Origin of the sequence: Microcoleus sp. M2_D5 (assembly GCF_036701935.1) — a bacterium.
Lineage (GTDB): Bacteria > Cyanobacteriota > Cyanobacteriia > Cyanobacteriales > Microcoleaceae > Microcoleus.
The window spans coordinates 14,899-27,495 of sequence record NZ_JAUBRP010000009.1 but is presented as its reverse complement, the minus strand read 5'-3'; the positions used below and the strand labels follow the sequence as shown (position 1 = coordinate 27,495).

At 45.7% G+C, this 12,597-nt stretch carries 8 protein-coding genes; all 8 read right to left on the bottom strand.

Annotated elements, in window-relative coordinates:
* Window positions 1–33 precede the first annotated feature (33 nt).
* On the bottom strand, window positions 34–837 hold the full coding sequence (locus QUA50_RS06025) for a hypothetical protein (protein ID WP_333261644.1): 804 nt from the start codon (window positions 835–837) through the stop codon (window positions 34–36).
* A 106-nt stretch (window positions 838–943) separates the two neighbouring features.
* Window positions 944–2,893, bottom strand: a complete 1,950-nt coding sequence (locus QUA50_RS06020; RefSeq protein ID WP_333261642.1) for a hypothetical protein — start codon at window positions 2,891–2,893, stop codon at window positions 944–946.
* 258 nt (window positions 2,894–3,151) lie between these two features.
* Window positions 3,152–3,805, bottom strand: coding sequence for a hypothetical protein (locus tag QUA50_RS06015; protein ID WP_333299449.1), 654 nt, complete (start codon window positions 3,803–3,805; stop codon window positions 3,152–3,154).
* Window positions 3,806–3,990: 185 nt separating this feature from the next.
* The gene (locus QUA50_RS06010; protein WP_333261636.1) at window positions 3,991–5,076 is read right to left on the bottom strand and encodes a hypothetical protein; all 1,086 of its coding nucleotides are present in this window, start codon (window positions 5,074–5,076) and stop codon (window positions 3,991–3,993) included.
* A 23-nt stretch (window positions 5,077–5,099) separates the two neighbouring features.
* Window positions 5,100–6,095, bottom strand: a complete 996-nt coding sequence (locus tag QUA50_RS06005) for a hypothetical protein (RefSeq protein WP_333261633.1) — start codon at window positions 6,093–6,095, stop codon at window positions 5,100–5,102.
* A 14-nt stretch (window positions 6,096–6,109) separates the two neighbouring features.
* Entirely contained in the window at window positions 6,110–9,313 is a 3,204-nt protein-coding gene (locus tag QUA50_RS06000; RefSeq protein WP_333261630.1) for a hypothetical protein, read from the bottom strand.
* Window positions 9,314–9,375: 62 nt separating this feature from the next.
* Entirely contained in the window at window positions 9,376–9,990 is a 615-nt protein-coding gene (locus QUA50_RS05995; protein ID WP_172189735.1) for a hypothetical protein, read from the bottom strand.
* A 136-nt stretch (window positions 9,991–10,126) separates the two neighbouring features.
* On the bottom strand, window positions 10,127–12,535 hold the full coding sequence (locus QUA50_RS05990) for a hypothetical protein (RefSeq protein ID WP_333261627.1): 2,409 nt from the start codon (window positions 12,533–12,535) through the stop codon (window positions 10,127–10,129).
* Between the last annotated feature and the right edge of the window lie 62 nt (window positions 12,536–12,597).

Below are 12,597 nucleotides of genomic sequence, written 5' to 3'. Positions count from 1 at the left end.
TCCCGTTACCTATTCCCGCAGCTCCGGCTCCAATCAAAAAGTAGAGCGACTTTTAAGAAGCCGAGTAGTTCGGGCTGTTGGCGGTTGTCGCTGTTGAAATCTTGTTCCAGGGTAGTTGAATTCTTCTCGTGCAATGCGGCTCAGCTCGACAATCACAGACAAGTCTACTCCGGCTCGTGCAGCAGCATCGGCAGCCGATAGATTCTGATTTCTTACCAGAGCTAAAAATTGTCGCACGCTGTAGACTACTGGGTCGTTGGCTGCTGTGTAGCCTTTTTGAATGGCAATCAGCAATCCTTTTTCGACATCTGATGCTGCGGGGGCGCGACCTCTATCAACGTTCACAGTCGGCTCCATTCTCGGAGTTAGGGGAACGATGCGAATTCCTAAGTGTTCTGGTTCTTTGTTGGTAGGAACGATGTTGAAGTTGTAAAGTCGCTGTTTGCCTTTTGAATCTACAGTTTTGATTGAGAGATTGGTGATGGTAGCTGTGGTAGCTCCCGGAAAATTGAGCGCTTGAATGGGACGCAAGAAAACAGTTTTGGCTTGGCCGCTTGCCAACTGTGCATCGGTGCTGAAAACTATTTTTGAGGGGTCGGCAATTAAAACGTAGGCGAGAGCTTCATCGGTTGAGCTGAAGTCGATAGCACTTGCGCGGCCGGGATAGACTAAAATATCGATCGCACTATTGACGGCAATATCTCGACCCACAGTTTGATAGCCTGTTACTCTTGATTGAGCAAAAGCACAGTCGGGGTAGCTTGCAGCGGCGAACACTGCTGTGAACAAAAGCCCTCCGAGGGAAAGCATTATTGGAGATTGGATGCGATTCGTCATGGCAGTTATCGGTTGATGTTGAGAAAATTGTTGACAGTAGAAACGGGGATTTTATTTACTAATCGCAGTCGCGTTGGGGCGACTTAACCGTTTACCAACGCCTCGGTCAACGGTAAATGTTGAGAAAGCTGTTAACAGTAATAGAAACCGGGGTTCCCTTGTTAACCACAGCTACATTAGGGCGGTTTAAAAGTTCTTCAGTTGCTCTATCTGAGCGGCTTTCCATCCGTTTTGCCAGGGGGCTGAAGAAGCCATCGAGGACGGCTGACCAAATTTGGGGGTCTCGACTTTCAACGGTGGTTGTACTGCCCCCAAACCTACTGCTAATACTGCTAGAGCTCCTGACTTTAGGCTCTGCGAACACTTGACCGACTCGTCCAACTCCCGACAGCACTGCGGTGAGGATATCCTGTCCGGCAATATCTGAACCTGGGTCGAAGTAGCCTGAAGCAATCAACGGCCCAGAGCCCTCTCCTGCAATCAAAATTGCGCCTTCTGGAATGGGCTGCTGTTTAATCTGACCGTTTGTATCTGAGTAGACAATCGCCACAGCACTAGCTTGTACCATGCGATTGGTTTTGCTGACGGTGCTGGCTTTGGCAATGACAACTGTGCCGGCTGGAAAAGCAATAAAGCCGTTAGTTGCCGTTACGTTGTCTGTGAGGGTGACGGCAAATTTGTCTCCCTGCTGTTTGTTTGAGCTTTCATCCCACAGCAGGGGAACCGAAACTACGCCGTTGGCTGTGGTGCCCAGGGGAACCTGAGCTGTTTGGGAGGTTGAGCCCGTTTGGGGCGTGCGGTTGAGAATGCCTTTTACCCCTGGAGAGTTGACTTGTTCTGCGGTTGGGGAATTGGTTAAGGCTTCTGTTTCTGGAGCAGTTTCTGGGGAAAGGGTTTGAAATTCTGTATCGGGCAAGGATGTTTCGGACTCGCTCAGTCGAGTCGCAGTCTCGATTGGGTTATCGGTAAAATCGGAACTTGTTTGGGGAGAAAGGGCAGCCGGAGTTAATTGGTTAGTCGAGTTTTGGGAGTTGTCGGTGGTTTCGAGGCTGTCCTCTCCTGCGGGAAACTCCGGGTGTAGCCTTTCCCCGGTGACGTTATTTGGGCGGTTATAAAATTCTTGTGGGATTTGCTCGAAAGAAACGTATGAGGGTTGCGACTTTTGGTTGCCGATATTGACTGTTAGGAATTCAGTTGTGGGAGTTGGGTTCGTACTAGCGGCGGCGGTAGCACTTGTTGTCGCTGGAGTGCTTGGTGTTGCATTCACGGCATTCGCTATTCGGTTAGGGTCAAAATTTCCCCTAATTTGTCCGAGTTGGGCGAGTTGGTTCCACCGCTCAAACGGGTCGATTTTTTCTCCTGTTGGAGTTGGAATTAAAGGTAGGGGTACTAACGGTTTGAGTATGGGGGCCGGTGCGGGTGTTCTTGAGGGTACTCTTTGAGGTATGGGTGCGGGTAGTGTTACCGTCCGCACTACTGTTCTGGGTGCGGGTAGGGGTTCGCGTAGAGGAGTAGGTGGCGGTGCAGCGCTCCGGGTAGCGACTACACGCGGAGTTCGCGGAGTTCGCGGGGTTCTTGACGGTTTGGGCGACGGTTCTGTTTTGGGTTTTGCGGTTTTTTGCGGTTTTGAGGCTAACAGTTTTTGTTGGTCTTGGTAAGCTAATTTAGCCAGCAACTCCGGTTTTTCATCTTTAATGGTGGGAGAAGAGCTTTCTTTTGGTGTTGATTGTGCGATAGGTTCGCGAGGTGATTTAGGCTTGATAAATTGCCAAATCAGCAGTCCTAGCAATAGTATTCCACCAGTCAATAGCAGTATTGTCACTGCTCTAGGAACGCCTCTTTCGGAAACAGGCGGCGGCAGTGGTCTTTCCTCATCTTGAGCGAGTTGATATTGAGTTTCAAGTGTTAGGGGTGCATTGGGGTCAAAGTTAGCCATGAAGTTCTCGTCAATGTCATCGTCAGAAGGGGAAGGATTTGGAGAAGAGGAAATTGGGGAATTGATGTTGCCGTCATCATTATTTGGGGTAGATTCACTTGATGCACTTGCATGATTCATATTGGCTGTAGTGGTGAACTTACTATTATCAGGACTGGTATTAATTGGATTGTGTATTGATCCATTTGTTGGGTTAGTCATGGCTTGATGATTAATTGAATGTGTTGTGTTTGTTTAACTGTACAAAAAAAAGAAAAGATAGAATACTTCAAGCAAAGGGATGGAACATACTAAATGTTTAACTTATTTAGTTTTTACGGAAGGTTTTTAAATTTACCCACTTGCCGATTCGTCCCCTTTCCATGTCTCTTTCCTCTTCTATGGTTTGAATTCGACAATTCGGGAAATTTCTAATCCGGCTACTCTCAAAGAGTGAATAGTCTTCTCTAATTCATTAGCGTTTTGTTTGAGAGGGGATTTGGGAATTTCTACGGCTTTGACGGTGAAGGTTCGATTAAACTGTTCTCGGCTTTCTCCAATGCCTTGTTCCAGCACGACGCGAGTAGCAATTACATCTATTTCCCAAACTCCTCTTTTTATTTCTCTTGGTTCTGAGATGTGAGAGATATAAACTCCTGAGCGGGTTTTTCCTGAATAGATGGTGTTGGGAACGAGTTTGGCCAGTTCGACCAGGGAAGCTTTACCAAACTCTGATTCCATCATCAATGAACCCATCCAAGCAGTTGTAGGAACTTTGGCACTGCCTTTAACTTTAATGCCGGGGTCGGGGTCATTTGTGCCAGGAATTTTGCCTGACCAAGCCCAGGTTAAATTTACCCAACTTGATACGAAAGTTTGGATGATTTTCGGCTCTCTGTACACTTCATCTTGTTCTGCAATTCGTGCTGCGGTTCCGTCTTTTAACTGGACAAAGGTAACTTTTCTTTGAGATAAAGCTCTCAAACTGACTGTATTCACTAAAACAGTAATTGTCAGGAGGAAAACAAAGCTTGTTAGTAGAACAAAGCACAAGGCTAAGGTGTTTTTAGATTCAGGGAGTAAGGGTTGTGATTGTGGAAATTTCATATTATCGAAGGGGATGGCGAGATGGGGGATAGAGAATAGGGAGATAGGGAGGAAATGGATTGGGAAACTGGGTTTGAGTAGTGAGTAACAACTCGGTTCGGTGAAGAAAAAGCTATCGGAATTTCCTTCCCCTAGATCAGTTTTCCAGCAATAACGCCGATCGCGTTACTGGCAATATCTGTAAGTTGTTTGGTGCTATTGGCGATCGCACTATACAAAGCGGTTCCTCCACCCTTGGCAATTAGCACTGCAAGAGTAGGAGAAAACACAGCTAAAAAGAATAAAAAGGCGATGTCTGTAACTAACTCTGCATCGGATTTGACAATGACTACGGCGACTAATCCAACGACGATGTTGTAGCCCAATTGCACTCCAAATAAGGACATAAATCCTATTAACCAAGCCCAGATTGGTTTTCCTTGCAGCGGCAATAGCGACAAGCCCATTGCAATCGGCCCGAATAGAGCTGTTAGCAACAATGCTGCTTCTAAAATATTGACAAATGCCCACTGTACCGATCTAAGAATTAAGCGAATGATGGGCAAGACAGTAGACCTAAAAACTTGCCCTGCAAAATCGCCATTTCCTATATCCTGAAGATTGGCAACATTGCCTAAATTTTCGACAAATCGCTGTAAGCTTTTGAGAGGTCCTCCATTTTGCTGTTCGGCTGCCTGAAGGATTTGTTGAGCTGGCTGTTTTTTGCTGTTCCAACATTCCACTAAAGCCGATCCAACTTTGCCCTGACATTCGCTGTATAGTTTCTCAATTTCTTCTTTGCCAGCACTCGTGAGGTTAACGTCGCTCAGGGCAGTTCTGAAGGTCATTTCTCCGACTTGAATCTTCATAATTTCTTGCACTTGAGTGCTGCCTACAGCTTTGATGAATTTGACACTTTCTGCCAAAACTTTGCCGTTATTGCTCAGAAATACTACAATTACGAGTGGCCAGATAAACATGGCTACTAGCTCAGACCAAGACTGTTTTTCGATGATTTCTTTGCCACTGGTGACAGCGAGGTAAGTAACAGATATTCCCGCCAGAATTAGTCCCAGTTTGACTAAGGCAATCCAGAGAGAGGATTCTTGAGTGTTGAAGGTGTTAAACCAAACTAAATTCCACGATTCAACGGTTTTTTGAGAAACTTCTATGGCATCAGATAGAGTGTCCAGGGCTTGTCCTGCTGTGCTAGTTTGGGCGATTAGTTGTGTCAGCATCGCGGTGTCTCCTTGTTGTGATTTTAGTCTTCGCTTGCCCCCAGGGTGATGCCTCCCGGCATTTGAAACAGTCCGGCTTGAGTAGAAGAAGCGGTAGCAGCCGCAGCATCCTGCCGTCTCTGGGCTGTGTTAATTTCGTTGAGTTCTTCAGCTTGTTGAGCGTTGAGAATGTTGGCAAAACTGCGATCGATTTGAGCTTGCTGGCCCTGCATGACTAAGGCACTTTGATTTTCTGCTGATAAGGCTGCTTGCTTAGCTGCGATCGCACTTTGTTGAGATATGTTTCTCATAATGTTCTGGGTGACATCTTGACCTTCTGAATCAGCACCCAATTCCATTGAATTTTCGCTCTTGCGATTAGTTTGCTCTACGTTTTGCTGAACAATTTCTTTCATCTGAGCTTGCTTTTGTTGAGCTTCTTTACTGAGAGTGGCTTTATTGGCTTCACTAACAGCACTTTCTCTTTCTGCGAGTTCTGCGATGTTCTCTTTGAGGCTGTAAGAATCTTGCGGTCTCTTCTCTAAAGCAGCGGATAGTTTTGTCCCTTCGCTTTCGGAGGTGTTGCCGTCCATTATGCTTTTAACTGCTTCTTTTAGGTCTGGAACTTTCAGTTCTCCCAGGAATGAAGAGAGGGTTGACTCTATTTCACTGCTGAAATTTTCTACTTTGTTTAACAAATTATCCCAGATGCCTGAGATGCTGTCGGAGATGGTGGAGATGGTATCTGAAATTTCGCCTGTTATGCCGCTAATTGTGTTTTCTATACCTCCTATTTCTTTCTGGTTGCTCAAGAAGTTATTAGCTGATTGTTGGATTTGGCTTTCTATTTGTTGATTGGGAACTGTGAAGCTAGAGCGGTTGAAAGTGCTGCTGTTAGGATTGCTTAAGCTGGGAAGCTGTGTAGCAGTCGGATTGCTGTCAGATGTTTGAGCTTTTGCTTCAACAGAATTTAGTATTAAGCTCAGCCAAATTGCAGGAATGCCGAGGGCAAGTTTGACAAGAAATTTCGGTGATTTCATCGGTTTTTATCCGTCTAGCTAGCAATAAGGTCTTGATGAGATTTGTGTTCCTTGATATCTGTGACTGCATTCTTGCCAATATTGGCTAATGAACGTCCTTCTTTAACGGCTTGTACATATTCAGAGGCAAATTGTTTGAGTGCTAGCAATTGCCCTTTTACCGTATTGGGATATTGAGCCATCACTCGCGCACGAGCCATCAATTCAGCTTGATTGTTAGCCACACTTGCTAATATCATTTCGCCTGGATAGTATCGGCTTTGCCAGAAACGACCTCCTTTTTCAATTAGCCAATTTGAATAAAGGTCGGCAGCTCTGGGAAGGAAAGCTTCTGTGGCATTTTGGCTAATAATTTCAGCCGGATATCCCAAACGTTTGATCCAAGAAGTGGCTCCGTTTGATGTCAATCTTCCGGTAATTCGATACACCATGTTTTGCATAATCATAGTTCCCGCACTACAATCGCAAATACTGTCGATATCTTGGGATAGCAAGAGCACTGAAATGCCATTTTTTCTACCCACTGCACAGAGTTCGCCTACTACTTCAGCAAATCCGTCTTTTTTAAACAAAATCGAAAGTTCGTCTCCGATAAATAGGCTTTTAGGGTGAGAAAGTGCGTTGCGGATGCAAGCAGCGTGGGCGTTAATGGCCATTAAATACTGGTCTTGTTCGTTGCCCAGACCGCTAAGGGCAAAAAACTTGACAGCGGGTTCTGGTGAAAATGTACTCGGTCTGCCAATTGCTTTCCCTAAAGGTGAGGCTAGTAATGCGTTGCATTGAGTGATAATTTGGTTGATGGCAATGCGGTCGAAGTCGGTAAAGTTTTGTAGGTTTAGTTGCTCTTTTGTGCAGAATTTCAGGAGGTTTGTGAGGGTTGGCATTTCTTGCCACGCGGTCGATTTCCAGCCTTTTTCAAAGGCAGTATTGTAGCGCTCGATAATGTCTGGGTCTTCCAGAAATTTTTTCAGAGTTAGCAGCAAAATGGCATCGACTCGCTGCGCTAATTTGGGGTCGCGGACTTTACCCATGCTGATAATAGTCAGCGCTTTTCTGATAAACTCTTTCCATTGGTCTAGTCGGCGCGATCGCTCTTCTCGATCAAAACGCCTCAAATCGGGTATTTCGAGTAGATTTGAGCTGCCAGAGGTGATGTCGTAGTACGCACCTTCGTCTCCTAACAGTTTTACTGCTGTCTCAAAGGTGCTGCCGCTTCCTGCTGAGATGTCCATACCGACTACTGGGATATTAGCGGCTAAAGCATCGACCGCAAATCGCCATCCTACAACGCTTTTACCGCAACCAGACTCGCCTGTTATAACGGCGCGGCTAGTTTGGTTGTGCATGAGGTCAACGTACACGGGTTTGCCGCCTTTGGTGATGAATTCAACTCCTTTTGAGTCGATGTCCCTTACAGCAGTTAAGGGCAAAATACCGGGGACAGTTTCGGTGTCTAAGGTGAGGCGGCGTTCGTTAATTAGCGAACTGCTGTGCAGCAGCCAGCTTACAGTAATGGGCAAAGTTTCTAGCCACAGTTGCCAAGCAATGTTGCGCTCTCTTAATACCTTGGCAGAGCCGAAGCTGTGGGAGAGCATTTGGCAAGCGTGTGTTAGTTGCTCCGGCGTTGGTCGGTAGACTAAGAAGGTGACAGCAGCGTGAATTGCTCTTGCACCTTTGTACATTTTTTTCTGGGCTTCAAAGGATTCTTCCTGTTTGACTTCTGCTCCTACATCGCGACCTTGACCTTTTTCTAAAGCGCGTTTTTTGGCACTTTTAGATTGTTTAGCTTGCCTGGCTAAGTTGTCTTGAATAATAAAGTTGGGAGCGGTGCTAATTTCGACAACGGCTTCAGTATCGCGGACGTAGCTGTTGCTCATAATTTTCCAGAGCCATTGCAGTTGCTCTCTGGTATTGAGCCAGCCGCCGGGGCCCTCTTCCATTGTTAGCACGCCACATTCTGCGTTTCTGCCGGGAAGCAAAATGCGTGAGCTAGCTTTTCTGTGTTCTGGGCAGCTCGAACGGCCGCTCATACCTTCAATTAAAATGGTGCAGGCGTGTTTGTGACTGTTGAGGGTTTCGGTTAGTTTGTAGTCGGAGGCGGTTTCTTTTAAGGTGAGAAGTTGGGGAATAGGGGGTACGGGTGCGCTGTTGAATTTTTGCCACAGCCATCCCCACAATGCTTGGGCATTCATGGGTTGAATTTCCAGTCCAATTTTGGTGTTTAGCAAGAGTTCCCACCGGATATAGCCTTGCTCGAAAGCGTCGAGCAGCAGTTGTTTGTAAAAACGTTCAGAGTAGATGCGCTGGTTGCCTGTAAATTGTGCAGCAATGCTGTTGGCTGTGTTGACAATTCCATTGATGAATTTACTCAGAGGGTCGTTGGATTTGGAGCCAGATTGAGCGTTGAATGTCCAAGTGCAGAAAATAGTTTGGTTCCACAGTTGTCTGGTACCCGCTAAGTTGAGTTCTTGAATGCGTTTCTGTTCGTTACGAACAAGTACAGAAATGGGTTTGAGGTGACAGTTGTCAGCCAATTCAGTTAACTGTTGCTGGCGAAGGCAATCGCTGCTGTAGCAGCCGGTGTGAAAGGTCATTTTTTCGCCTGGGGCAATGTCTTTTAGCCCCTCTTCTAAGGCGGTAGCTGCATTATTTACTTCCTGGCGGTACAGGATGTTGTGAAAGCCAGCCGTCTCGAACCCGAATACAATTTGGTATTGACTGCCTTCATTCAGTAAGTAACCAGAAACTTCTCGACCATCCTTTTTGATAGTCACTAAACACAGGAGGTTTTGGTAGTTTTGGAAGGGCATAAGTCGGCTGTTACCTCCTTGTTGATTGGGAGCAACTTTGGGTTTAAGTTTGACTCGGACTTGTGAATCGCTGATTCGGTGGCGAATCGGGTTTGGTCGGTGTTGGGGAACGGGAGAAAGGTATAAAAGATTGCCGTTGTACCACTCGTTCCCCGGCGGAGGTCTAAACCTGTCTACAAAAAGGTGAGGTTTGTTACCTGTCAGGAGCCACCAGCTTACAATTAGCCAGAAAGTAGTGGTGAAAAACCAAGGCATTCCTAAGCTGAATAAGCCGTTGGTGAGGATGTAGGAAATTACAGCGATTAGCATCCACGGAATTAGCTGTTCCGCTGGGATGATGCCGATGCTGGCTTGTTTGCCGAGAATTTTATTGACAGAAATAAAGTCTTTATCTGGGTCTTTGAGCATAATTTAAAGGGTTTAGATTTGAGGTTGAGATGTGGGAAGACAAACCCTTCCCCTTTGGATAATTAAGCTCCACCTCCGCCACCGCCATTGCCAATGAAGAGGAAAGTTATTACGTCAATGGCAATTACAATGGCAAAAGCTAAGGCAACTTGAGTCACAATTGGTCGCCAGTCATTGCCTTGCTGCGCTTGGTTGTAAGCAAAAAGAGACGCGGCTGCTACTAACAAAAGGAAGGCTCCGCGAATTAAGTTGAAAATCAGTTCGATGACTTCGGCATCAATAGCTTCACCTCCTGCGGAAGCCGCTCCTTCTGCTAGCTCAGTCATAAATTCTTCTAAGCCGGAGAGGAAGATGGCGTTGGCGGGGGAATCGAGTACGGAGCACAGTGCAGTGGAGGTAATGATGGCAGTAGCAACGTGCCAAAATCGAATTTTGCAGCCGATATATCGCTCTACAATTGGAATTGCTTTAGCGGTGTGCCACAAACTCAAAAAGACTATACTGGAGCAGCCTAAAGTTGCAATTAAGAGCGGGTCGTGAAGGCTGAAGTAGATGAGTGAGGCCAGGCAAATGCCGATGAAGGGAATGTCGCCCAGTTTGATTTTCTGTTGTTTTAACCAGCGTAATAATGAGTTTTGATTTCGTTCATGTCTTGTTTTGTCTAAGTAAGTAGCCATGTCACTTGCTCGCTAAATTTATTGCTTAAATGCTAATTTAAGCTGCATCTACTGCCTGCAAAATCACCAAAAACGGTGATTTTATACAGTGACAGTGACCCCCTCCAAATGGAGGGTGCAAGTGAAAAAAGTTATTTCAAATCTCCATCTCGGCTTCAGTTTTTCTAGCTTTCTGCTTGTTGGAGTTATGGTTTGGAGCGAGTTGCTGTTGGGAGAGGAGATTTTCTACTTCTTCGGGTGGAATGTCGCACAGAAGAACCTCAACATTACCTTTTTGGAGGCTGGCCTCAAAAACTATCTCGCTGTGAGAGTTAAAGCCTTTGACAGTACCCTTCGACTTGGATTTATCGCTGAATTCGACTTCAAAGTCGAGGCGCGAGCCTTGGGAATCGGTAAAGCTGACTTCATCCTGACCGCTTCTATTTACCATTTCAGCTAGACGTTCTTGGTTGAGAGCTTGTTGAAAAATCTTTAAGCGGTCGAGTTCTTCTTTTTCTTCAGGTTTCAGGAAGTCGTTTGTCACTTTCCATTCTCCAGTTTTATCCTGTACTGCTGAGAACATTTCCTCGCCTTCCTTAGTTTTTAAGCTGACAGCGGTAGAGGAGTCAAGATTCGTGACATAAAGTTTGGCTTCTCCTAAATCAACTCCATCTTCTAATGCAATGCCTTCCGCATTTGCTTCTTCTTCAGCGAGGCTGTAAATTTTTGCCAGTGTTGCTGCAAGTTGGGCGTCCTGAGTAAGATTTTGGGCTGTCACAGTGATTTTTTTAGCAGTAGCGCTAGCGCTGTTGCTAGCTGGGATGGTTGATTCTAATGAAATTTTTTCACCTATTTCTGTTCCGTTTTGTACGAATTGGTCGCTGAGGGATGGAGTTGAGCTGTCGGGCGGTTCTAATTTTGGATCCCCAGCTTGAACGCCTGTCTCGTTTTTTTGAAGAGAAAGTTTGTTCTCTAAAGCTTCTATTCGCTCTTCTAGGGTATCGAGTCGCTTTTCAAGTCGGTTGAGTGCTTCATTTATTTGTACGAGCTGTTCTTCAAAACTCGCCTCTGTGTCAATCTTAATAGAAGCCGTTTTTTCAGAATTGTTGTCTCTCACACGACCGGAAATTTTATCAACTTTTCCGTGGACTTTGCTAACAGCTTTAGCTAAGAGCATACCGGGTGTTGAGACAAATTCGGCATCCGGTTCAGGTAAGATGTTTTGTTCCGGTTCTGGCTTCGGTTCAGCTATTGGTAAAGCTTCGGATTCGACCCTTGCATCTGCAACTGAATCCGCTTCAACCAAGTTGGTAACCCGCTGCGAGAGCGAGTCAGCTCGCTGGCTTTGAGCTTGGAGCCTTTTGACAATACCGGCAACTTGGCGCTCTTTTCCAGCCCCAAGAGCAGCTTCTATAATTTGAGAAGCTGCTTTTTTTCCCATCAGAGTAGCGAGAACCGCAACTTGACCGCTCAGGCCGCTGACAGTTGTACCTTCTACCTCACTTCCAGAAATGGCTGTTCTACCACTAACTTGTACAGCAGCATCGAGGATACTATCGATGTTCTGGTCGTTTGATTTTTTGCCTTGAGGTCGCTGTTGGCTAGTTCTGGTTTTGGAAGGTGTGACTGCTAAGGATTCAGCAATTTCTACCGGTTCATCTGTCTGAAGTTTTCTTTTGGTTTGGGATTTAGCTGATAATTCTTCGTCTTCCAAATCTTCTCGCTCAGAGTTTTGAAGGTGGCTTTTAGTTTGAGACTTATCTTTAGGTTGAGGTTTTTTGACTTCAAACTCATCTAACTCACTTAGCTCATCTCTCGGAGAGCGGCTTAAGGCTTTAGATTTAACCAGTGGTTCTTCCGACTCCAACTCCTCTACGTCATCTTTTCGGGATCTTCTTTTGGTTTGAGAGTTGGGTGATGGCTCGTCGTCATCCGAATTTTCTATTTCATCTTTTTTTGATTTGATATTGGCTTTAGATTTCGATTTGTGCGATGGTTCATCATCTTCTAAGTCATCTAGCAAATCGTCTTTTTTAGACTTGTTAACCGTTTGATATTTCGATCGACGCGAGGGTTGCTCATCCTCTAATTCATCTAGTAAATCGTCTTTTTTAGACTTAGTTGCAACTTTAGATTTAGACTTGGGGGAGGGTTGCTCATCATCCAATTCATCTAGTAAATCGTCTTTCTTAGACCTTGTTTTAGTTCGAGGCGAATCGAGTAATGCTTCAATTCCTGTTTTAGTAAATCGGTTGTCGTCCGGCTCTCCCAAGTGCTCCATCATGTACTTTCCTGTGGTAGAGCCGTACTCGGGTCGATCGCTCAAACTGAGGACGAGTCCGTTGTGCTTGACATCCACGCTAATGCCAGGTTTGCCGTCTGCTTCCGTTAGTTCTTCAATTGCATCGGCAAAATCTTCTACGCTGGTGAGTCCGTTTTCCAGGCAGTAATCTAAAGCTTTCTCGCAGCGATTTCTTAGGTAGTTGAGGATTTTCTTGCCCTCGGCTGTGTTAGGGGTGATGTAGTTTCCCTGGCTTCGGCTTCGGTATGCTGTTTTTGTAGCCATAATCTTTGTGGCGGCGTGAGTGGATATTTCCCATGAAATTCGAGCAGTATGGCTACTGACTT

What these genes read in the sequence shown, in the direction of transcription:
- QUA50_RS06025 (WP_333261644.1), bottom strand. Translation starts at nt 837, where the DNA reads ATGACGAATCGCATCCAATCTCCAATAATGCTTTCCCTCGGAGGGCTT.
- QUA50_RS06020 (WP_333261642.1), bottom strand. Translation starts at nt 2,893, where the DNA reads ATGAATCATGCAAGTGCATCAAGTGAATCTACCCCAAATAATGATGAC.
- QUA50_RS06010 (WP_333261636.1), bottom strand. Translation starts at nt 5,076, where the DNA reads ATGCTGACACAACTAATCGCCCAAACTAGCACAGCAGGACAAGCCCTG.
- QUA50_RS06005 (WP_333261633.1), bottom strand. Translation starts at nt 6,095, where the DNA reads ATGAAATCACCGAAATTTCTTGTCAAACTTGCCCTCGGCATTCCTGCA.
- QUA50_RS06000 (WP_333261630.1), bottom strand. Translation starts at nt 9,313, where the DNA reads ATGCTCAAAGACCCAGATAAAGACTTTATTTCTGTCAATAAAATTCTC.
- QUA50_RS05995 (WP_172189735.1), bottom strand. Translation starts at nt 9,990, where the DNA reads ATGGCTACTTACTTAGACAAAACAAGACATGAACGAAATCAAAACTCA.
- QUA50_RS05990 (WP_333261627.1), bottom strand. Translation starts at nt 12,535, where the DNA reads ATGGCTACAAAAACAGCATACCGAAGCCGAAGCCAGGGAAACTACATC.